The 19,996-nt window shown below is 72.4% G+C and carries 20 protein-coding genes; 7 read left to right on the top strand and 13 right to left on the bottom strand.

What is annotated here, in order from left to right:
- Nucleotides 1-352 precede the first annotated feature (352 nt).
- Nucleotides 353-1,324 (top strand): 5'-3' exonuclease, encoded by a 972-nt coding sequence (locus tag ACQPYE_RS14775; RefSeq protein ID WP_498721752.1) that lies wholly within the window; start codon nucleotides 353-355, stop codon nucleotides 1,322-1,324.
- Nucleotides 1,325-1,636: 312 nt separating this feature from the next.
- On the opposite strand, the gene ACQPYE_RS14770 is transcribed toward ACQPYE_RS14775, so the two are convergent.
- From ACQPYE_RS14770 to ACQPYE_RS14760, 3 genes are all read right to left on the bottom strand, one after another.
- Nucleotides 1,637-2,848, bottom strand: a complete 1,212-nt coding sequence (locus ACQPYE_RS14770) for a GNAT family N-acetyltransferase (protein ID WP_498721750.1) — start codon at nucleotides 2,846-2,848, stop codon at nucleotides 1,637-1,639.
- A gap of 131 nt (nucleotides 2,849-2,979) precedes the next feature.
- The gene (locus ACQPYE_RS14765; protein ID WP_498721748.1) at nucleotides 2,980-3,690 is read right to left on the bottom strand and encodes a DUF4333 domain-containing protein; all 711 of its coding nucleotides are present in this window, start codon (nucleotides 3,688-3,690) and stop codon (nucleotides 2,980-2,982) included.
- A 128-nt stretch (nucleotides 3,691-3,818) separates the two neighbouring features.
- Complete coding sequence (locus tag ACQPYE_RS14760) at nucleotides 3,819-6,584, bottom strand: DEAD/DEAH box helicase (RefSeq protein ID WP_498721747.1); 2,766 nt, start codon at nucleotides 6,582-6,584, stop codon at nucleotides 3,819-3,821.
- A gap of 151 nt (nucleotides 6,585-6,735) precedes the next feature.
- Here ACQPYE_RS14760 and ACQPYE_RS14755 point away from each other — a divergent pair, with 151 nt between their 5' ends.
- Nucleotides 6,736-7,221, top strand: a complete 486-nt coding sequence (locus tag ACQPYE_RS14755; protein ID WP_498721746.1) for a hypothetical protein — start codon at nucleotides 6,736-6,738, stop codon at nucleotides 7,219-7,221.
- Between the two features lie 31 nt (nucleotides 7,222-7,252).
- On the opposite strand, the gene ACQPYE_RS14750 is transcribed toward ACQPYE_RS14755, so the two are convergent.
- The 7 genes from ACQPYE_RS14750 to ACQPYE_RS14720 form a co-directional block, all read right to left on the bottom strand.
- Entirely contained in the window at nucleotides 7,253-8,137 is an 885-nt protein-coding gene (locus ACQPYE_RS14750) for a diacylglycerol/lipid kinase family protein (protein ID WP_498721744.1), read from the bottom strand.
- A 44-nt stretch (nucleotides 8,138-8,181) separates the two neighbouring features.
- Entirely contained in the window at nucleotides 8,182-9,135 is a 954-nt protein-coding gene (gene tatC, locus ACQPYE_RS14745) for a twin-arginine translocase subunit TatC (RefSeq protein ID WP_498722914.1), read from the bottom strand.
- A 120-nt stretch (nucleotides 9,136-9,255) separates the two neighbouring features.
- On the bottom strand, nucleotides 9,256-9,576 hold the full coding sequence (gene tatA / locus ACQPYE_RS14740) for a Sec-independent protein translocase subunit TatA (protein ID WP_498721743.1): 321 nt from the start codon (nucleotides 9,574-9,576) through the stop codon (nucleotides 9,256-9,258).
- 34 nt (nucleotides 9,577-9,610) lie between these two features.
- A complete protein-coding gene (locus tag ACQPYE_RS14735; protein ID WP_498721742.1) occupies nucleotides 9,611-9,877 on the bottom strand; it encodes a bacteriophage holin in 267 nt (88 codons plus the stop codon).
- Nucleotides 9,878-9,895: 18 nt separating this feature from the next.
- Complete coding sequence (locus ACQPYE_RS14730; RefSeq protein ID WP_498721741.1) at nucleotides 9,896-10,867, bottom strand: helix-turn-helix transcriptional regulator; 972 nt, start codon at nucleotides 10,865-10,867, stop codon at nucleotides 9,896-9,898.
- Complete coding sequence (locus tag ACQPYE_RS14725; protein WP_498721740.1) at nucleotides 10,864-11,850, bottom strand: helix-turn-helix transcriptional regulator; 987 nt, start codon at nucleotides 11,848-11,850, stop codon at nucleotides 10,864-10,866. Before ACQPYE_RS14725 ends, ACQPYE_RS14730 begins: the two co-directional genes overlap by 4 nt.
- Before the next feature lie 173 nt (nucleotides 11,851-12,023).
- Nucleotides 12,024-12,236 carry a heme-binding protein gene (locus tag ACQPYE_RS14720; protein WP_498721739.1) on the bottom strand — a complete coding sequence of 71 codons (213 nt, stop codon included), beginning with the start codon at nucleotides 12,234-12,236 and terminating at the stop codon, nucleotides 12,024-12,026.
- Between the two features lie 4 nt (nucleotides 12,237-12,240).
- Here ACQPYE_RS14720 and ACQPYE_RS14715 point away from each other — a divergent pair, with 4 nt between their 5' ends.
- Both ACQPYE_RS14715 and ACQPYE_RS14710 read left to right on the top strand, forming a co-directional pair.
- The gene (locus ACQPYE_RS14715; RefSeq protein ID WP_498721738.1) at nucleotides 12,241-13,002 is read left to right on the top strand and encodes a sensor histidine kinase; all 762 of its coding nucleotides are present in this window, start codon (nucleotides 12,241-12,243) and stop codon (nucleotides 13,000-13,002) included.
- Nucleotides 12,999-13,628 carry a response regulator gene (locus tag ACQPYE_RS14710; protein WP_498721737.1) on the top strand — a complete coding sequence of 210 codons (630 nt, stop codon included), beginning with the start codon at nucleotides 12,999-13,001 and terminating at the stop codon, nucleotides 13,626-13,628. Before ACQPYE_RS14715 ends, ACQPYE_RS14710 begins: the two co-directional genes overlap by 4 nt.
- On the opposite strand, the gene ACQPYE_RS14705 is transcribed toward ACQPYE_RS14710, so the two are convergent.
- The 3 genes from ACQPYE_RS14705 to pafA all read right to left on the bottom strand — a co-directional run bounded on the left by ACQPYE_RS14705 (nucleotide 13,615) and on the right by pafA (nucleotide 16,501).
- The gene (locus tag ACQPYE_RS14705; RefSeq protein WP_498721736.1) at nucleotides 13,615-14,490 is read right to left on the bottom strand and encodes an SRPBCC family protein; all 876 of its coding nucleotides are present in this window, start codon (nucleotides 14,488-14,490) and stop codon (nucleotides 13,615-13,617) included. The two genes, ACQPYE_RS14710 and ACQPYE_RS14705, sit on opposite strands and share 14 nt — an antisense overlap.
- On the bottom strand, nucleotides 14,483-15,043 hold the full coding sequence (locus ACQPYE_RS14700) for an ArsR/SmtB family transcription factor (RefSeq protein WP_498721735.1): 561 nt from the start codon (nucleotides 15,041-15,043) through the stop codon (nucleotides 14,483-14,485). The genes ACQPYE_RS14705 and ACQPYE_RS14700 overlap by 8 nt, the downstream gene beginning before the upstream one ends.
- Before the next feature lie 99 nt (nucleotides 15,044-15,142).
- Entirely contained in the window at nucleotides 15,143-16,501 is a 1,359-nt protein-coding gene (gene pafA, locus ACQPYE_RS14695) for a Pup--protein ligase (RefSeq protein WP_498721733.1), read from the bottom strand.
- A gap of 117 nt (nucleotides 16,502-16,618) precedes the next feature.
- Between pafA and ACQPYE_RS14690 the strand changes: the two genes are divergently transcribed.
- The 3 genes from ACQPYE_RS14690 to ACQPYE_RS14680 all read left to right on the top strand — a co-directional run bounded on the left by ACQPYE_RS14690 (nucleotide 16,619) and on the right by ACQPYE_RS14680 (nucleotide 19,895).
- The gene (locus ACQPYE_RS14690; protein WP_498721732.1) at nucleotides 16,619-18,016 is read left to right on the top strand and encodes a bifunctional phosphatase PAP2/diacylglycerol kinase family protein; all 1,398 of its coding nucleotides are present in this window, start codon (nucleotides 16,619-16,621) and stop codon (nucleotides 18,014-18,016) included.
- A gap of 38 nt (nucleotides 18,017-18,054) precedes the next feature.
- On the top strand, nucleotides 18,055-18,951 hold the full coding sequence (locus ACQPYE_RS14685; protein WP_498721731.1) for a bifunctional helix-turn-helix transcriptional regulator/GNAT family N-acetyltransferase: 897 nt from the start codon (nucleotides 18,055-18,057) through the stop codon (nucleotides 18,949-18,951).
- 176 nt (nucleotides 18,952-19,127) lie between these two features.
- Nucleotides 19,128-19,895 (top strand): IclR family transcriptional regulator, encoded by a 768-nt coding sequence (locus tag ACQPYE_RS14680; protein ID WP_498721730.1) that lies wholly within the window; start codon nucleotides 19,128-19,130, stop codon nucleotides 19,893-19,895.
- The last annotated feature ends 101 nt before the right edge of the window (nucleotides 19,896-19,996 follow it).

The following is a 19,996-nucleotide window of genomic DNA, read 5'->3' as shown; positions in this document are numbered from 1 at the left end:
AGCCTAGTGGTGCCGCGCCCGTCCCACGCCACAAGCCACCGCGCCGCCCGCCCTATCCCCCTTTCGGGGCAGCACCCCACCTCACCTGCCATTTCCCGCCGACCCCAACCACGACCGGGTGATCATTAAAAATCCAACAAAAAATAACGCCGTTTCCAGCCCCCTGAAACGTCGGTTGAAACAACGAGGCCCGCCGCGACCACCCCCATGCCCAAGCCCCTCCCCACCTCCACACCTTCCCCACTCCTTCCCCCTCCTCCTCCACCCCGCCTCCCCCACATCAGCCCTCCCCTCCTTCCCTGCTGGGCCGGGAATCCGGGGTTGTCCACAGGACCAGCCAGACCGGTCCGCGATGTCGGAGGTCTCTGGCAAGCTGTCCCGGGTGAGCAACCCGCTCGTCCTGATGGACGCCGCCAGCCTCTACTTCCGGGCGTTCTACGCGCTGCCCGAGTCGATGACCGCCCCGGACGGCACACCGGTCAACGCGGTGCGCGGGTTCGTCGACACGATCGCGAAGGTCATCACCGACCGGAAGGCGAGCCGCCTGGTCGCCTGCCTCGACGCCGACTGGCGCCCGGAGTTCCGCGTCGCCGCGCTCCCGTCGTACAAGGCGCACCGCGTCGCCGAGGGAGCCACCGACGGCGAGGAAGAGGTGCCCGACACCCTCACCCCGCAGGTGCCGATCATCCTCGACGTGCTGGACGCGGTGGGCATCGCGACCGCCGAGGCCGACGGCTACGAAGCCGACGACGTCATCGGCACCCTCGCCGCCCGCGAGGCCGCCGACCCGGTCGAGGTGATCACCGGCGACCGCGACCTGTTCCAGGTCGTGCGCGACGAGCCGACCCCGGTGCGAGTCCTGTACCTCGGCCGCGGTTGGGCCAAGGCCGAGTTGCTCGGGCCGGAGGAGCTGGCCGCCAAGTACGCGCTGCCGGTGCACGACGCCGGACGGGCGTACGCGGGCATGGCCGTGCTGCGCGGCGACCCGTCCGACGGCCTGCCCGGCGTGGCCGGCATCGGCGAGAAGACCGCGGCGAAGCTGATCAGCGAGTTCGGTTCGCTGCAAGCCGTCCTCGACGCCGTGCACGACGGCCGCGACCGCAAACTGACCACCCGCGCCCGCACCGCCCTGCTCAACGCCCAGGACTACCTCGCCGTCGCGCCGACCGTGGTCAACGTGGCAACCGACGCGAAGATCGTCATGGACCGCTCGGACGTCGTGCCGTCGGCCCCCGCCGATCCGGACCGCGTCGCCGAGCTGACCCGCCGTTGGGGCCTGGGCAGCTCGCTGCCCAGGCTGCTGTCCGCGCTGGACCGCCGCTAGCCGCACCAACCCCAGCCACCAGCCCGCCCAGCGGACCTCGGTCACCGGAGCACGTGTGCCGAGCCGCGTCGGTGATCACCGGGCGGCGATCACCGGTGCGGGCCCCGAACCGCCGGCGCCGGAGCGCGATTGCTCGCGACGACGGCGGGGCGCTGGCGGAGGCGGTTGGTGGGCGCGGTGGCCGGGTGGTGGCTGAGGCCGGGGCCGAGTGGGGCACGGGCGAGGTTGGAAGAGCGGGCGGGGCGCGGGCGGGGTTGGAAGAGCAGGCAGGGCGCGAGCGGGGTTGGAAGAGCGGGCGGGGCGCGGGCGGGGTTAGAAGAAGGTGCCGCTCCAGGGTGGGGTGGAGACTTCGAACAGCGCGTCGGCGCGGGCGGCGGCGGTGGGGGCGATGAGGTCCAGGCGGCGGGTGTTGGCCAGGGTGGTGAAGGACACGTCGCCCAGGTAGGCCGAGCCGAGCACGTCCACGTCCAGCACCAGTTCGGGCGCGTCGTCGACGCGCGTCACGCCGTCCGGCGTGACGCGGTACGAGCCCGCGTTCTCCGGCAGGTACGCGTCGCGCACGCCGAGCACCACCGGCTCGGCGTGGCGGTACGTGCGGGCGGCCAGGGCGGCGGGGAGGTCGAGCAGGCGCAGCCACGTCTCGTCGGCCTCGTCGGTGACCCGGCACGCGCGCCGGTCGCCCAGGAGCCACTGCACGGGCTCGTCCAGCGGCCTGCCGAACGCCGAGATCTCCGCCACCAGGTCGACGCCGAGCACGAACAGCCACAGGTCGGCCCACGCCTCGGCGTTGCGGGCCCACAGGTCCAGGACCATCAGCGTGGTCGGTTTGTCCTCGTTCGAGTCGTGCCTGCCGGGCGCGACCTTGAACGCCACGTAGCCGTCGTCGTCGCCGGACGCGCCGGAGCGCACCGCGATCTTGACGTTCTCCTCGGCCGCCACGCGCCGGACGTTCAGGCTCCACCAGGCGGGCCACCGGGCGATCGTGCCCGCCCGGCCCGGCGACAGCTCGTCGAACAGCCCCCGCGCGATCCGCTCCCCCGCCTCACCCTCGACCAGCCGCACCCGGCCGACGGGGCGCGTGCGCGGCGCGGCCTTGAGCCGGTCGATGCGCAGGGACCGGTACCTGGTGGCGACGCCGTAGCCGTACCGGCCGTAGATGGCGGTCTCGGAGGCGCGCAGGGTGGCGACCACGTCGCCGGCCGACCGCAGCGCCCGCAGCTGCGCCCGTTGCATCGCGCTCAGCACACCGCGGCGCGTCCAGTCCGCCCGAACCCCGACCCGGCTCACGGCGGCGTGCGGCACGACGGCCCCGCCCGGCACGGCCAGCCGCGACGGGAACGACTGGAGCGTGCCGATCATCTCCCCGTCGGCGAACGCGCCGAACGCGCGACCCTCGTGGTACGACTCCTGGGCGAACTTCCACTGGTCGTCGGGTGCGGGCGTGTGGTGCAGCGTGCCGCGGAACAGGGTGTGGGCGGTCCGGTACCGGGAGTCGTCCAGCACGCGGATGTCGTGGTCGGTCACCCCGGCATGGTGCCTCAGAGTCGCTCGCACCGCTAACGAGTTCCATCGCCCGAGAATGCACGTCCACGACAGAGCACGAGGCCACCCCCGCGTCGAGAGAGCGGGGGTGGCCTCAGGCGTGGACCGGGAGGTCAGCCGGCGGGCTGGCCGACCTCGTACTCGCCGTCCTCGGTCTTCACGGTGATCTTGACCGTCTTGTCCTTGCCGCCGACCTTCACCTTGCACTCGAAGGTCGTGTTCGGCTTGACCTCCTGCTCGGCGGGGCAGGTCGCGCCCTCGACGTCGGAGATCTTGTAGTCGTCCTTCAGCACGCCGACGACGCCGTTCTGCACGGCCGCCTGGTCGAAGACCTTGGTGTTGAAGAACCCCGGCGCGACGAAACCGGTGATGCCGACGGCCGCGACCACCAGCACGACCAGCGCGACCACGACCCACAGCACGGCGCTGGACTTCTTCGGCGCGGGCGGCTGGCCGTACTGCCCCGGCTGCCCGTACTGGCCCGGCTGCTGACCGAACTGGCCGGGCTGACCCGGCTGGCCGAACTGCCCCGGCTGCTGGCCGTACTGACCCTGCTGCGGCTGCCCGTACGGGTTCGACTGCGGGTTGTTCGGGTCGTACCCGGCGGGGTACTGCTGCGTGTACGGCTGCTGACCCGGCTGCTGCCCCCACTGCTGCTGTTGCTGTTGCTGCTGCGAGGGATCCGGCTGCCCGTAAGGATTGGGCTGCTGAGCGGGGAAACCACCCGACGGCGTGCCCGGGTACCCACCACCGTAGGGCTGTTGCTGCTGGCCCCACTGCGGCTGCGGGTCGTTCCCTCCGGACGGTCCGTACGGACTGGTCATGCTCGGCCTCCGACGGTCGGTCTGGACAAGGTCGGTCTGGACAACGATCTGGACAAGCTGTTCAAGGCTTGCGGGCGCGATCAAACCACAGGTGTGCTGACAGTACCCACCCGCCCCGCAAAGCTTTGTCAAACGGTGGCCATCGCCACCACTCCCCGGCGCAACGCGTCCACCGCCTTCCGCGCGGCGGCGCCCACCGGATCACCGCCGCCGACGACGTCCCGGATCTGGTCCAGGAAGTCGATCACCTGCCGGCACCACCGCACGAAGTCGCCCGCGCCCAGCTCGGAGCCGTTCTCCTCCGCCGCGGACAGCACCTTCTCCAACGACTCGCCGCGCGCCCACCGGTACACGGCCCACGCGAACCCCGGGTCGGGCTGCCGGGTCCGGTCGAGCCGGTGCCTGCGCTCGTCGTCCTCCAGTTCCGCCCACAGCCGCGCGGTCGCGGTCAGCGCGTCGGCCACCTTGCCCGGTGGCAGCCTGGCTTCCAGCGGGCCGTCCCGGCGCGCCTCGTACACCAGCGCCGACACGACCGCGGCGAGTTCCGCCGGGTCGAGGTCGCGCCACACGCCGTGCCGCAGGCATTCCGCGGCCAGGAGGTCGGACTCGCTGTAGAGCCTGGTCAGCCGCTTGCCGTGGGCGGTGACTTCCTCGCCGGGCCCGTTCTCCTCGACGTGCAGGTAGCCGCGTTCGCGCAACAGGCCGCGGATGCGGTCGAACTCGCGCGCCAACGAGTGCGTGGTGGCCGCGACCTTGCGCTCCACCTGCTCGGTCTCGGCCAGCAGCCGGTGGTACCGCTCGCCCCAGCGGGCGTGCTCCTCGCGCTTCTCGCAGCCGTGGCACGGGTGGGCGCGCAACGCCCGCCGCAACGTGGCGAGCTCCGCGTCGTCGTCCGCCGTCGAACGGCGCTTGCGCATGGCGGGCGCGACGATCCCGGTGGCGCGCAACGACGCCGCCAGGTCGCGCCGCGACTTGGGCGACCGCGTGTCGACCTGCTTGGGCAGCCTCATCTTGCCGAGCACTTCCACCGGCAGGGGGAAGTCCGCGGACGACAGCCGGCCGGCCCACCGGTCCTCGGTCACCACGAACGGACGCGCCTCGCCCAGCGGTTCCAGCCCCGGGTCGATCACGACGGCCAGCCCGGACCGCCGCCCGGACGGCACGGCGATCACGTCGCCCTTGCGCAGCCGTTCCAGCGACTGCGCGGCCTCGGCCCGCTTCGCCGAGGTGTTCTGCCGCGCCAACGCCTTCTCCCGCTCGGCAACCCGGCGGCGCAGCGACGCGTACTCCGTGAAGTCGCCGAGGTGGCACGTCATCGCCTCGGCGTAGCCGCCGAGCGCCTCGCGGTTGCGCTCGATCCGCCGGGCCAGCCCGACCACCGACCGGTCGGCCTGGAACTGGGCGAAGGACTGCTCCAGGATGTCCCGGGCCGCCGCCGCGCCCAGCTGGTTGACCAGGTTGACGGCCATGTTGTAGCCGGGCCGGAACGACGACCGCAGCGGGTACGTGCGGGTGGACGCCAGGCCGCCGACGGCCTTCGGGTCGACGCCGGGCTGCCACACCACCACGGCGTGGCCCTCGACGTCGATGCCGCGCCGTCCCGCGCGGCCGGTGAGCTGCGTGTACTCGCCGGGGGTGAGGTCGACGTGGGCCTCGCCGTTGTACTTGACCAGTTTCTCGAGCACGACGGTGCGCGCGGGCATGTTGATGCCCAGCGCGAGGGTCTCGGTGGCGAACACGACCTTGACCAGGCCGTTGACGAACAGCTCTTCGACGGTTTCCTTGAACGCGGGCAGCAGGCCGGCGTGGTGGCTGGCGATGCCGCGTTCCAGGGCTTCGCGCCACTCCCAGTAGCCCAGCACCATCAGGTCGCCCTGGGGCAGGTCCTTGGTCTTCGCCTCGATGACCTCGCGGATCCGCTCGACCTCGTCGACCGAGGTGAGCCGCAGCCCGGCCCGCACGCACTGGAGCACGGCGGCGTCGCAGCCGGCGCGGCTGAACACGAAGTCGATGGCGGGCAGCAGGCCCGCGCCGTCGAGCCGTTGCACGATGTCGACCCGTGATGGCGGTTTGAACCCCGAGCCGCGCGGCGGCCGGCCCCGCTGGTCCTTGTTGTTGCGGTTGCGGCTCCACGGCACGTGGAAGCGGGAGAGGTCCTCGGTGTGCCGCAGCAGCTGCGGGTTGATGCGGGTGTGCCCGTCGGGGCCCTCTCCGGCGAAGAGGTCCAGCATCCGGCCGCCCGCCATCATGTGCTGCCACAGCGGCACGGGCCGGTGCTCGTCGACCACGACGGTCGTGTCGCCGCGCACCTCGACCAGCCACTCGCCGAACTCCTCGGCGTTGCTGACGGTGGCGGACAGCCCGACGAGCCGCACGGACTCGGGCAGGTGCAGGATCACTTCCTCCCACACCGGGCCGCGGAACCGGTCGGCGAGGTAGTGGATCTCGTCCATGACCACGTACGCGAGGGTGTTCAGCGTGGAGGAGCCCGCGTACAGCATATTGCGCAGGACCTCGGTGGTCATCACGACGATGGGCGCGTCGCCGTTGACCGACGTGTCGCCGGTGAGCAGGCCGACCTTGGCGGCGCCGTAGCGGGCGACCAGGTCGGCGTACTTCTGGTTCGACAGGGCCTTGATCGGCGTCGTGTAGAAGCACTTGCGGCCCTCGGACAGGGCCAGGTGGACGGCGAACTCGCCGACGACCGTCTTGCCGGCGCCGGTCGGGGCGCAGACCAGCACGCCGTGCCCGTCCTCCAACGCCTCGCAGGCGCGTTCCTGGAACGGGTCGAGTTCGAACGAGATGACCCCCAGGAAGTCGGCCAGCTTGGGTCGGGACGAGCGGCGGCGGAAGTCCGCGTACGAGTCGGCTGGAGACCGCGGAGTGCTTGACACCTGTCCAGGCTGTCATATGGGACCGACAAAATCGCTTCAGATCCGCAGCGGACCCCGGAACATCGTCGCGACGCGCCCCCGATGGCTTCCTTTAATCAACACTGAAGCTATAGGGACCATAGGGGCGAGGCATGCGGCAGACTCGACAGCCGTGGAAGCGATCCCGTTGTCGGAGGGCGATCTCAGGTGGGTGTTCCCCGACCTGGCCGAGGTCGACCCGGTGCTCGCGGTGCTGAGGTTGGCCGAGTCGCGGATCGAGCGGCTGGCCGACCGGCTCGGCAGACCGGGCGCGGGGTTGGTGTTCGACCACCTGCCCGGCGCGCCCTACGCGGGGCTGTCGGCCCTCGCCGAGTTCGAGGAGGTGGCCTTCCACGTGCACGTCTCGCTGCCGCGCGATCCGCACCGCGACGTGGTCAAGCCCCCTCCGCCGTGGCAGGTGGACGGCGAGATCTCGGTCCGCTGCGACGCGATCCGGGACTGCGGCAGGCACGAGATCGAGACCGTCGAGTCGGCGTACGACACGCCGCTGGACGCCGCCGGCGGGGTGCTGGCCGTCGCCGGCTGGCTGTTCGACCGGGGCACGGTCGAGCCGCACGCCTCGTGGCGCAAGCGCGACGTGCTCAGCCGGCACCGGTGACGCGTGCCCGGCCGGCGCCGATCACGCCTGCTCAGCCGGCGCCGGTGACGACGGTGAGCGCCCCCGGGACGCACGTGGTCGTCAACGGCACGCCGCTGAGCCGCTCGCCGTCGGCGTAGGCCACCCAGGGCGGCCCGGACAGCCGGGCGGAACGGGCCCGGAGCGTGCGCACGGCGGGGTGGTCCACGTGCCGGCCGGTGCGCAGCGTGGGCAGCATCCGCAGCAGCGTGCGGCGTGGCGCGGCCCCCACCACGGTCAGGTCGAACAGGCCGTCGGTCGGGGAGGCGTCCGGGCACACCGGGATGCCGCCGCCGTAGCTGGTGGTGTTGCCGACCGCGACCAGCAGCGCGTCCAGTTCGAGCACGTCGTCCTCGGTCTCGACGACGAGCGGTCGCGGCCGCAGCGCCGCCAGCTCGGCCAGGATCGCCAGGTCGTAGCGGCGGGGTCCGGCGGGCCAGCGCATCGCGTTCGCGCGCTCGTTGACCGCCGAGTCGAAGCCCGCGCACAGCACGGTGGCGAACCAGGGGCCGTGCTCCACGCGCCCGAGGTCGAACTTGGCGCGGCGGCCCTCGCGCAACGCGGTCACCACGTCGTCCACCGAGGTGGCGCCCAGGGCCGTGGCCAGGTCGTTCCCGGTGCCGGCGGGCACCACGGCCAGTGCCGTGGAGGACTCCGCGCACGCCTGGAGGGCCAGGTGCGCGCCGCCGTCGCCGCCGAGGACCACGAGCACGTCCACGCCGTCGGCCACCGCCCGGCGCGCGGCTTCGGTGGTGCCCTCGGCGGTGGGCGCCACGTGCAGGTCCAGCCGGTCGACCGCGCCGCGCAACCGTTCCGCGACGGTGCCGGCCATGCGGGCGGCCCTGCCCTTGCCCGAGGCGGGGCACACCAGCAGGGCCGCCCGCGTTGACGTCGACATGGTCGCGAAGCCTACAAAGGCTTCACCGGATCGAGTGATCTCGCTCAGGTCACGTCGTCGTAGCGCACCCGGCCGGGCGGCTCCGGCGCGGACGCCGACTTCGGCGTGGGCACAGGCTCCGGCGTGGGCACAGGCTCCGGTGACGGCGCCGGTTCGGGCGAGGGCTCCTCGACCGCCGTCGGCGTGTAGTCGAACGGCGCGGCCTCGTCGTCCGGGATGTCGTCCAGGCCCTCGGCCTTGCGCCTGCGCTCCAGCCGCCGGTCGTGCACCCGGGCGATCTGGATGGCCAGCTCGAACAGCAGCACGAGTGCCACGGCCAGCGCCACCATGGAGATCGGGTCGGTGCCCGGTGTGGCGACCGCGGCGAAGATGAACAGGCCGAACACGATGCCGCGCCGCCACTTGTGCAGCTTCGCGTAGCTGACGACGCCGACCTGGTTGAGCATCACCACGACCAGCGGCAGCTCGAAGCTCACGCCGAAGATCAGCAGCAGCGTCATGACGAAGCTGATGTACTCGCCGGCGGTGAGGGCGGTGAGGAACTGCCCGTCACCGAAGCCGATCAGCACCGCCAGGCCCTGCGGCACGACGTAGAACGCCAGCGTGGCTCCCGCGACGAACAGCACCGACGCGAACGCCACGAAGACGACGGCGAAGCGCCGCTCCTTGGCGTACAGGCCCGGTGAGATGAAGCGCCACAGCTGGTACAGCCACAGCGGCGCGGTCAACGCCATGCCCGCGCCGGCGCCGACCTTCAGCCGGATCATGAAGGCCTCGAACGGCTTGGTCTGCAGCAGCTGGCAGCCCTTGCCCTCCTGGGTGAGCCGCAGCGTCTCCGGGATCTCGCAGTACGGGTCGATGACGATGGAGCCGAGGCTGGGCAGCCCGAGGGGCCGCCAGCTCCACCAGAAGAAGCCGAAGATCGCGCCGCACGCGATGAACAGCAATGCCAACCCCAGGCGGTGCCGGAGGTCGTAGAGGTGGTGCTTCAACGACATGGTGCCGTCGGGGTTGGCCCGGCGACTCGTGATCTTGCGGCGCTCCCTGCGCTGGGCCCACCACCGGACCGGACTTGCCCCCACCGTGCGGACCGTCCTTAGGCTCTCGTCGACGCGGCTCTAGTTGGTGTTCTGCTTGTTCTGCAAGTTCTGCGCGGACTGCTCGATGGGCGGGGCCACCTGCGTCACCTGCGGCTGCACGGGCTGCGCCACCGGCTGGGCGACCTGCTGGGGCGGCGCGACCGGCTGCTGGACCACCTGCGGCTGGGCGACGGGCAGCTGCTGCGGCGCGGGGACCTGCTGCGCCGTCGTCGTGCCCTGCTGCTGGGGGTCGTCCTCACTGCGCAGGCCCTTGGTCTCGGCCTTGAGGATCTTCGCCGAACGACCGATGGAGCGCGCCATGTCGGGCAGCTTCTTCGCGCCGAAGAGCAGAATGATCACCACGGCGATGATGATCAGCTCGGTTGGTCCGAGGTTAGGCACGGTTGTCCTCCTGTCTCCCCCGGTCCACCGATGGTACGCGGGGCTTGCCCTCACGGGCGTGATCCGGACGCCGTTCGGCGAGGGCCACCCCGAGCGCGGCAGAGCGCGCCCGCAGCAGACCGACGCCATCGCCGACCCTGTCACCCACCAGAGTGCTTGCGACGCGGAAGCGGCGCAAGGATCGGATGACCCGGACCGCCGTCGGGACGAGCACGGCCACCCCGAGGACGATCAGCACGAGGCTCGGCAAGTACGGCACGGCACCACCGTACTTGCCCTAGGTTGCCGGGAGGTGATCCGCCCGGCGCAACGCCGCCTCCGCCTGCCGGGTGACCTCGGCCACCAGGTCGGGTGGTTGTTCCACGTGCGCCTCACCGCCCAACCCGAGCAGCAGCCGCACCATCCAGGCCGTGTCGGCGTACCGCATGAGCACCCTGGCCCGGCCTTCGGCGAGTTCGACCAGGCCGTCGGTCGGGTAGTACTCGGCCACCCAGCGGGCGTCCGGTTCGAGCACCAGCACGGCCGTGCGCTGCGACGGGTCCGGTTGGAACAACCCCTCCGACGTGTCGGTGGGCGTGGCGTGCGGCGGCGGGGCGGCGGGCTCGTCGAGCACGTCGACGGCGTCGATCCGGTCGAGGCGGAACAGCCGCACGCCGTCCGCCGCGCGGCACCAGGCTTCCAGGTAGCTGCGGCCTTCCACCAGCAGCATCCGCATCGGGTCCACGACCCGCTCGGTGATCTCGTCCCGTGACGGCGTGTAGTAGCGCAGGTGCAGCGCGCGCTTGCGCAGCACACCGTCGGACATGGTGTCCCGCAGACGGGATGTCTCGGGTGCTTCCCGCAGGGCCAGGCCGACGGCGACGCCGGCGGGTTGCGCCTGGCCGACAGCGGCCTCGATCTTGGCCACCGCGCGCCGCACGGCGTCCTGGTCGGCCACGCCGGGCGTCTCGACCAGCGCGCGCAGCGCGACCAGCAGCGACGTCGCCTCGGCGGCGGTCAGCCGCAGCGGGCGGCTCATGCCCGCGTCGAAGGTGACGGTGACCGTCTCGCCCTCGAACGACAGGTCGATCAGGTCGCCGGGGCCGTAGCCGGGCAGGCCGCACATCCACAGCAGTTCGAGGTCCTTGCGGATCTGCTTGGGCGTGACGTCGAAGTCGGCGGCGACCTCGTCGATCGGGATGCCGGGGCGGGCCAGCAGGTAGGGCACGAGGGCGAGCAGCCGGGGCAGCCGGTCGGTGGCGGCGTTCACGCGCGCACCCCCGCGCCGCGCAGCGCGCCGAGCAGCTTCTCCCGCACGGTCTTGGCCAGCACTTCCGGTTCGAGCACCACCACGTCGGGGCCGAAGCCCGCGATCCACCCGGCGGCCGAGTCGGGGAACCTCAGCTCGATCTCCAGCACGTCGCCGGGCTCGCCGTCGAAGTCCCGGGCGCCGACGACCTCGGCCCGCCGGCGCACGCCCTGCGCCCGGCCCCGGGCCACCCAGAGCTTCGCGGTGGCGGGCGGCTGGTCGGCGGCGGGCTGGTTGCGGACCACGAACGACAGCAGGTCGAACTGGTCGGGCCGGCGCACCGCGCCGGCCTTGCCGACCACGCGGACGTCGCCGACGATGCGGGACAGCCGGAAGCAGCGCGGCGCGTCGCGGTCGCGGTCGTGCCCGACGAGGTACCACCGGCCGCGCCAGGCGACCACGCCCCACGGTTCGACGGTGCGGGCGCGCACCTCGACCGGCGCCGGGCGGCGGTAGTCGAACTCGACCACGCGCCCCTCCTGCACGGCCGCGAGCAGCGGCGGGAACGCGGGTTCGCTGGTGCGGACCTTCGGCTCGACCGGCACGTGGACGTCCTGGTCGACGTCGACGCCCGCGGCGCGGAGCTTGATGAGGGCGCCGTGCGCGGCGCCGGTGAACTGCGGCGAGTCCCACAGCCGGGCGGCGAGCGCCACGGCGGCGGCCTCGTCGGGTTCCAGGTCGATGTCGCCGAGCTCGTAGTCCCGGCGGGCGATGCGGTACCCGTCGATCGCCTCGAAGCCCGTGCTGCGGCCGGTCTCCAGCGGCACGCCGAGGTCGCGCAGCTCGGTCTTGTCGCGTTCGAACATGCGGAAGAACGCCTCGTCCGTCGGGGCGTCGGCATAGCCGGGGACGATGGCGCGGATGCGCTCGGCGGTCAGGTACTGCCGGGTCGACAGCAGGCACAGCACCAGGTTGACGAGCCGTTCGGCACGTGCGATGGCCACACCGGAACCCTAACCCCGGACGAACACCCGGTGACGCCATCCCCGCCCTGAATGCGGGTGAATGGTCCATTCAGCCGATTGCCGGACCGCGCCCCGACGCCCTTCGGGGCGTCACCCAGGCCGTGTTCCGCCCGGGAGACGCCCCGTTCGCGCAGGTCAGGCACCGGGCAGGGTCAGCCGCCGATCGCGGCGAGGCCGGCGCGGGCGAAGCGCTCGTCCAGGTCGCCGCTGGGCGCGCCGCCGACGCCGATGCCCGCTACCGGCCCGCCGTCGGCCACCACGGGGACGCCGCCGGCCAGGAACAGCGTGCCGGGGATGTCGCGCAGCGTCGCGCCGGCGCCGGTGACGCGACCCGCCAGCACCGACGTCGGCGCGTTGAACGACACCGACGTGAACGCCTTGCGGCGCGCCGACTCCTCGCTCTGCGGCCCGGCGCCCTTCCTCCTCGGCCGCGTCCAGCGCCGCCTGGGCCGCCCGGACGGCCGCGTCGACCGTGATCGTCGTCGCCGTCCGCACCGCGACACCGCCGCGCCCGTGCTGGGCCCGATCGGGGTCGCGGTGATCACCGCCGCCGTGTTCTTCGACCGCCGCCTGCTGCTGGAGCAGGCCGGCGCCCTGCGGGAACGGCAGCGGCTGGCCCGGGAGATCCACGACACGCTGGCGCAGGGCCTGTCCAGCATCGCCCTGCTGCTAGAGCTCGGCGACACCGCCCGCGCCCGCGAGGTGGCCAAGGAGAACCTCGCCGAGGCGCGCCGGTTCGTCCGCGACCTCTCGCCCCTGACCGGCCGCACGCTGACCGACGCGCTGCGCGCCCTGTGCGACCGGGTCGAGGTGGAGGGCGAGCCGTACCCGCTGACGGTGCCGGTGGAGGTGGCGTTGCTGCGGGTGGCGCAGGGCGCGCTGGCCAACGTCCGCGAGCACGCCGAGGCCACCACCGCCGTCATCACGCTGACGTACCTGGGTGACGCGGTGACGCTCGACGTGTGCGACGACGGCCGCGGGTTCGACCCGGCCGCGATCCGCCCGGAGCCGGGCCGCGGCTACGGGTTGGCCGCGATCCGCGACCGGGTCGCCGAGCTGGGCGGCACGGTGGCGGTGGAGAGCGCGCCGGGCGAGGGCACGGCGCTGGCCGTGCGGGTGCCGACGCCGTGACCGGGCCGTTGCGGGTGCTGGTGGTGGACGACCACCCGGTGGTCCGGTTCGGCCTGGCCGGCCTGCTGTCCCGCGACTTCGAGGTGGTCGCGGAGGCCGCCACGGGCGAGGACGCGGTCCGCCTCGCCGCGACCCGGGACGTGGACGTGGTGCTGATGGACCTGCAGCTGGGCGCGGGCATCGACGGTGTGGAGGCCACCCGGCGCGTCCGCGCGCTGCCCGACCCGCCGCAGGTCGTGGTGCTGACCACGTACGACTCGGACGCGGACGTGGTGCGCGCGGTCGAGGCGGGCGCGACCGGCTACCTGCTCAAGGACTGCCCGCCGGACGAGCTGGCCGCCGCGGTCCGCCAGGCGTCGACGGGCCGCACCGTGCTGTCCCCCGACATCGCGCGCCGCCTGCTCCGGCCGGCGGCCACCCCCGCGGTCACCAAGCGCGAGGTGCAGATCCTCGACCACCTCGCCCGCGGCCTGTCGAACCGCGAGATCGCCAAGGCCCTGTTCATCAGCGAGGCGACGGTGAAGACGCACCTGGTGCGGATCTTCGACAAGCTGGGCGCGGAGACCAGGACGGCGGCCGTGCGGACCGCCGTGGAGCTGAAGCTGATCCGGCTCAGCCCCCGGTGAGCATGCCCTCGGGCAGGCCGGGCACGTCCGGCCGGAGCCAGATGGGCCGCCAGTCGGCCAGCTCGTGGAACCGGCGCAGCTCCGCCACGCCCGACAGCCAGCCCGCCCACGCGCCGTAGGGCGGCCGGCCGGTGTCGAACCCGCTCTGCACGAACGTGAGCCGCGTGCCGCCGGCGGACTCGGCCAGCTCCCAGGTCGACACCATGCCGTCCCAGTCGACGCCCATCCGCTTGCCGGGTTCGAAGTCGACCACCTTCGCGGGCTGCGGGTTCACGTCGAAGCCGCCCATGGCGACCCGGCCGCCCTCCCACGCCTCGATGTCGATCTTCGCGCCGAACCACCGCGAGTACTCCTCGGCGTCGACCAGCGAGTGGGCCACCGCGTCGACCGGGGCGCCGATCAGCACCTCGCCGCGCATCTCGGTCGTGGCGAAGTCCACCTTCGGCGTGAGCGGGCGGCCTTCGACGTGGTCGACCAGGTTGGCCAGCGACAGGCACCAGTACGTGTAGAGGTAGCCCAGGACGCTGGTCTCCGCGACGGCCACGTCCCAGCCCGGGAAGTGGCTCTGCGACACCGTGACCACGGTGTCGCCGTCCTCCTCGGCCCAGCGGATCTCGACGGTGGTGTCCTCGCCGCCGATCGTCCAGTCGAACCGCAGCGAGTCCTCGTCCACGTGCCGCAACGCCTGGTGCGGCGCGTCGCCCTCGGGGGTGTGGCGGCCCCAGAACTCGAACCGGTCGGGCAGCTCGACGGCCGCGTGCTCGGCCAGCCACGTGGCCAGCTCGCCGGCGTCGGTCAGGGCCCGGCGCACCCGGTCGACGGGCGCGGTGGTGCGGGCGCGCTGGACCACGGTCTCACTCATCGGTCTGCTCCTCCGTCGGGTAGCACGCCACGGCCAGCCGGAAGGCGTCGCCCTCCGCGCCGCCGTGGCGGGCGAACAAGTCCTGCAAGGTCGTCTTCAGGTCGTCGAAGAACCGCTGCCGCTGCTCGGGCCGCACCCGGATCTCGCCCGACACGCCCAGCGACGGCAGCTCGGGCCGGGTCCGGTCCAGGCCCGCGATGTCCGCCTGGACCTGTTCCACGAGGTCCAGCAGGTATCCCAGGCTCAGCTCGTCCTGCGCGCGGCGCAGCCCGAGGTGGCCGACCAGTCCCGGCGACAGCCAGTACGAGCGGGCGCTCGCCTGGTACACGCCTTCGGTGACGCCGCGCACGCGACGCTCGGCCACCTGCGTCACGAGACCGGCTTCGACCAGGCGTTTCACGTGGTAGTAGACCCGCTGCGGGGTCTGGTCGAGCGCGGCGGCCACCTCGGTGCACGACCGCGGCTCGGCCAGTTGCCGCAGCACGTCGATGCGGTGCGGCTTGAGCAGTGCCTCGGCCTGCTCGATCTGCTCCAGGTACAGGACGTCTCTCATCGCAAAAATTATCTTGTACGTAAAAAACTATTTTGTCAATCGGACCGAGAGAGACCCCGGACCACGTGGCCCGGGGTCGCCCCGTCGTGCCCCGCCCGGCTAGAGCGAGGAGATCAGCCGCTCCACGCGCTCGTCCACGGCGCGGAACGGGTCCTTGCACAGCACGGTGCGCTGCGCCTGGTCGTTGAGCTTCAGGTGCACCCAGTCGACGGTGAAGTCGCGGCCCGCGGCCTGCGCGGCGGCGATGAAGTCACCGCGCAGCTTGGCCCGCGTGGTCTGCGGCGGGGTGTCCTTGGCGGCCTCGATCTCGACGTCGTCGGTCACCCGCTCCACCTGGTCCTTGCGCTGGAGCAGGTCGAAGATGCCCCGGCCGCGCCGGATGTCGTGGTAGGCGAGGTCGAGCTGGGCGATGCGCGGGTTGGACAGGTCCATGTCGTGCTTGGCCTGGTAGCGCTCCATCAGCCGGTACTTGATGGCCCAGTCGATCTCGCGGTCGATCTTGGACAGGTCCTCCGACGCGACCGCGTCCAACGTGCGACCCCACAGCTCCAGCACCCGTTCGGCCATGGGGTCCGGCGCGCGCTTGGCCACGTGCTCCACCGCGCGCTCGTAGTACTCGCGCTGGATGTCCAGCGCCGAGGCTTCCTTGCCGCCCGCCAGCCGCACGGTGCGCCTGCCGGTCAGGTCGTGGCTGATCTCGCGGATGGCGCGGATCGGGTTGTCCAGGCTGAAGTCGCGGAACTGGACGCCCTGCTCGATCATCTCGAGCACCAGGTTGGCGCTGCCCACCTTGAGCAGCGTGGTCACCTCGGACATGTTCGAGTCGCCGACGATCACGTGGAGCCTGCGGTAGCGCTCCGCGTCGGCGTGCGGCTCGTCGCGGGTGTTGATGATCGGACGGGACCGGGTGGTGGCGCTGGACACGCCCTCCCAGATGTGCTCGGCCCGCTGCGAGAGGCAGTAGACCGCTCCGCGCGGCGTCTGGAGCACCTTGCCCGCACCGCAGATGAGCTGCCTGGTCACCAGGAACGGCAGCAGGACGTCGGCGATGCGGGAGAACTCCCCCGCCCGCGCGACCAGGTAGTTCTCGTGGCAACCGTAGGAGTTGCCCGCGGAGTCGGTGTTGTTCTTGAACAGGAAGATGTCTCCCCCGATGCCCTCGTCGGCGAGCCTGCGCTCGGCGTCGACGAGCAGGTCTTCGAGGATCCGCTCACCAGCCTTGTCATGCGTGACGAGCTGGGCGAGGTCGTCGCATTCCGCCGTGGCGTACTCGGGGTGCGAGCCCACGTCCAGGTAGAGCCGAGAGCCGTTGCGCAGGAAGACGTTCGACGAGCGTCCCCACGAGACGACCCGGCGGAACAGATAACGCGCGACCTCATCCGGGGACAGCCTGCGCTGCCCGTGGAAGGTGCAGGTCACCCCGAACTCAGTCTCAATGCCGAAGATCCGCCGCTGCATCCCCTAACAGTAGGCGCATTCAGAGCTTTCCTCAGTGATCCAATCGGGCGTCGCGCCGTTTTCGCGGATAACGTTCCTGTTGTGCTCCGACGAGTGAACCGCCTGGACCTTGCCCTGATGACCCGAACAGGGGGACTGCGCGCCTCCTCCTTCGACGTGGGGATGAAGAGGTTGTCGCGCGCCGCCAACCACAGCGCGTTGTGGCTCGTGGTGGCGGCCGTGCTGGCCGTGCGCAAGGGGGTGACGCGGCGGGCGGGGTTGCGCGGGGCGGCCGCGATCGGGGGCGCGAGCTTCTCCGCGAGCCTGGTCGCGAAGCGCCTGTTCCCGCGGCGCAGACCCGCCGCCGACCTGCTGTCGGCGCCCCGGCGGTTGACCAAGCGCCCCACGTCGTCGTCGTTCCCGTCCGGGCACGCGGCGTCGGCGGCGGCGTTCACCACGGCGGTGGCGATGGAGTCGCCCGCGTTGGCGGTGGCGATCGCCCCGGTCGCGGCGGCGGTGGCGTACTCGCGGGTGCACACGGGCGTGCACTGGCCGTCCGACGTGGCCGCCGGCGCCGCGATCGGGGTCGGCGCGGCCCTCCTGACCAGGCGGTGGTGGCCGCTGGGGCGGACCGAGCCCGCGACGGCGCGCGAGCACCGGTCGTTGGCGGCCCTGGTCGACGGCGAGGGTCTCGTGGTCGTGGTGAACCCGAGCGCGGGCATGGGCGCGGACGACCCGACGGACCGGATCGTGCACGAATGGCCCAAAGCCACGATCGTGGGAATCGAGGATCTCGACACGGTGATCGCCGATCACGCTCCGCAGGCACTGGGGGTGGCGGGCGGCGACGGGTCGGTGGCGGCGGTCGCCGCGCTGGCGGCGGCGCACCGGTTGCCGCTGGTGCTGGTGCCGGCCGGGACGCTGAACCACTTCGCGCGGGACGTGGGCGTCCAGGGGCTGGACGACACCGCGCGGGCGGTCGCGGACGGCGACGGCGTGTTGGTGGACCTCTCGGCGGTGTCCGTCGACGGCGACGGGCCGCGCTGGTTCGTCAACACCGCGAGCCTCGGCGGCTACCCCGACATGGTGCGGCTGAGGGAGGAGTTGCAGGACAAGTGGGGCAAGTGGCCGGCGGCGGCGATCGCGCTGGCCCGGGTGCTGCGCACGTCGCGGCCGATGCGGGTGGAGCTCAACGGCGAGCGGCGGCTGGTGTGGATGCTGTTCGTGGGCAACGGTCCGTACCGGCCGAAGGGCTTCGCGCCGACCATGCGGCCCGCCCTGGACGCGGGCCTGATGGACGTCCGGTACATCCGCGCGGACACCCGGTTCTCGCGGGCGCGGTTCTTCCTCGGCGCGATGCTCGGCTCCCTGCACCGCAGCCGGACCTACGCGCACCTGGAGACGCGCTGGTTGGACGTGCGGCTGCTCGACGGCGCGGTGGCGATCGCCACGGACGGCGAGGTCGGCCCCACCGGGTCCACCTTCGAGTTCCGGTCACGGCCGGCGGCCCTGGCCATCTACCGACCCCAGGGATAAGGTTGACTCTGTCAACGTTTTTGTTGAGGGAGTCAACGATGACGGTCGCGGACGTCCGCGCGTTCAACCGCTTCTACACCGGTGTGATCGGCGTGCTCGACCGCGGCTACCTGGCCTCGCCGTACTCGCTGACCGAGGTGCGGGTGCTGTTCGAGCTGGCCGCGGGCGCGCGCGAGGCGGCCGACCTCCGGACCGCGCTGTCCCTGGACGCCGGCTACCTGAGCCGCATCCTGTCCTCCTTCGACCGGGACGGCCTCGTCACCCGCACGGCGTCGGAGCGCGACTCGCGCCGCCACGTCGTCGCCCTGACACCGCGCGGCGAGTCGGTGTTCGCCGACCTGGACGCCCGGTCCGAGGCGGAGATCGGCGCGCTGCTGGACCGGGTGCCGCCGTCGGACCGGGTCGAGCTGGCGGCGGCGATGCGGAAGGTCGAACGCCTTCTCACCGGCGTGCCCCGGGCGTACCTGCTGCGGCCGTTGCGGCCGGGCGACCTGGGCTGGGTGGTCAACCGGCACGGGGTCCGGTACGCGGAGGAGTGCGGCTTCGACCAGACCTTCGAGGCCCTGGTGGCGGGGGTGGTGGGCGAGTACGGGCGGCGCCACTCCCCCGACCACGAGGCGGCGTGGATCGCCGAGGTCGACGGCGAACCGGTGGGCTCGATCTTCTGCGTGAGGGTGGACGACCGCACCGCCAAGCTCCGGCTGCTCCTCGTCGAACCGGCCGCGCGCGGGCTGGGCATCGGCGCGCGGCTGGTGGAGGAGTGCCTCCGCTTCGCCCGCCGGGTCGGGTACGAGCGGGTGGAGCTGTGGACCGTGGCGGGACTGGCGGCGTCGCGGCACCTCTACGAGAAGGCCGGTTTCCGGATGGTCGGGAGCACGCCGGAACGCTTGTTCGGGTGCGACGTGGAGGCGCAGACCTGGTCGCTGGAGCTGTGACGCCACACCGTCGCGCCGGCGGCTGCCCGCGCTGGACACGATCGAGCGGATCGCGGACGGCGTCGACATGCCGCCCGAGTGCCGATGCCCGCTCGGGCCGGCCCCGGAACGCCGCTGACCCGAAGGCGGGCATCGTGGTTCGACATGGTCGAACGGTGACGCGGTAAAGTGATCGCGTGCCCGGTCCCATCCAGTCCATCGAACGGGCAGCCGCGGTGTTGCGGCTGCTGGCGAGCGGCGCGCGGCAGATGGGGGTGGCGGAGCTCGCCCGTGCCCTCGGGCTGCCCAAACCGACCGTGCACGGCATCCTCCGGACGTTGCAGCTGGTCGGGTTCGTCGAGCAGTCGCCGGACACGGGCAAGTACCGGCTCGGCGCGGCGCTGTTCCACATCGGCAGCAGCTACCTCGACGGCAACGAGCTGCGCACCCGCGCGCTGAACTGGTCGGACTCGCTGGCCTCGCGCAGCATGGAGAGCGTCCGCATCGGCACCCTGCACGAGAACCAGGTGCTGGTCGTGCACCACGTCTTCCGCCCGGACAACTCGCGGCAGGTCCTCGAAGTGGGCGCGCTGCTCCCCGCGCACGCCAGCGCGCTGGGCAAGGTCCTGCTCGCCGACGACCCGGTCGGCCTCGGCCTCGCCGAGGCCGAGCCCCTCAAGGCCTACACCGCCGCCACGATCACCGGCCTCGACCGGCTCGGCGACGCGTTGGAGCAGGTCAGGCACCGCGGCTGGGCGTCCGAGGTCGAGGAGCTGGTCGAGGGCGAGGTGTCGCTGGCCGCACCCATCCGGGACCGGCGGCTGGTGACCGTGGGCGCGGTCGGGATCTCCGGGCCGGTCGAGCGGCTGTGCGACGAGGACAAGCAGCCGCGCACGGACCTCGTGTCCTACGTGCGCGAGGCCGCGCGGTCCATCTCGCGCGAGCTCGGCGCCATCCCCTGGTGACGCGGGCGTTCCGGAAGGGTTGACATCTTGTTGAGCGTCGGCACAGGATTCACGCGCACCGTACGACATTGTCGAACGGCATTCAGGCCAGAGAGGGCGCG

The sequence above is a fragment of the Actinosynnema sp. CA-299493 genome, assembly GCF_050946825.1.
In the GTDB taxonomy this organism is placed as follows: Bacteria; Actinomycetota; Actinomycetes; order Mycobacteriales; family Pseudonocardiaceae; genus Actinosynnema.
The sequence above is the reverse complement of the archived record's forward strand: the minus strand, read 5'-3'. Positions and strand labels throughout refer to the sequence as shown.

Excerpts from the sequence above, each read along its gene's own strand:
- ACQPYE_RS14775 (WP_498721752.1), top strand. The coding sequence starts at position 353 with ATGTCGGAGGTCTCTGGCAAGCTGTCCCGGGTGAGCAACCCGCTCGTC.
- ACQPYE_RS14765 (WP_498721748.1), bottom strand. The coding sequence starts at position 3,690 with ATGACCAGTCCGTACGGACCGTCCGGAGGGAACGACCCGCAGCCGCAG.
- ACQPYE_RS14750 (WP_498721744.1), bottom strand. The coding sequence starts at position 8,137 with ATGTCGACGTCAACGCGGGCGGCCCTGCTGGTGTGCCCCGCCTCGGGC.
- tatC (WP_498722914.1), bottom strand. The coding sequence starts at position 9,135 with ATGTCGTTGAAGCACCACCTCTACGACCTCCGGCACCGCCTGGGGTTG.
- ACQPYE_RS14705 (WP_498721736.1), bottom strand. The coding sequence starts at position 14,490 with ATGAGTGAGACCGTGGTCCAGCGCGCCCGCACCACCGCGCCCGTCGAC.
- ACQPYE_RS14700 (WP_498721735.1), bottom strand. The coding sequence starts at position 15,043 with ATGAGAGACGTCCTGTACCTGGAGCAGATCGAGCAGGCCGAGGCACTG.
- pafA (WP_498721733.1), bottom strand. The coding sequence starts at position 16,501 with ATGCAGCGGCGGATCTTCGGCATTGAGACTGAGTTCGGGGTGACCTGC.
- ACQPYE_RS14690 (WP_498721732.1), top strand. The coding sequence starts at position 16,619 with ATGACCCGAACAGGGGGACTGCGCGCCTCCTCCTTCGACGTGGGGATG.
- ACQPYE_RS14685 (WP_498721731.1), top strand. The coding sequence starts at position 18,055 with ATGACGGTCGCGGACGTCCGCGCGTTCAACCGCTTCTACACCGGTGTG.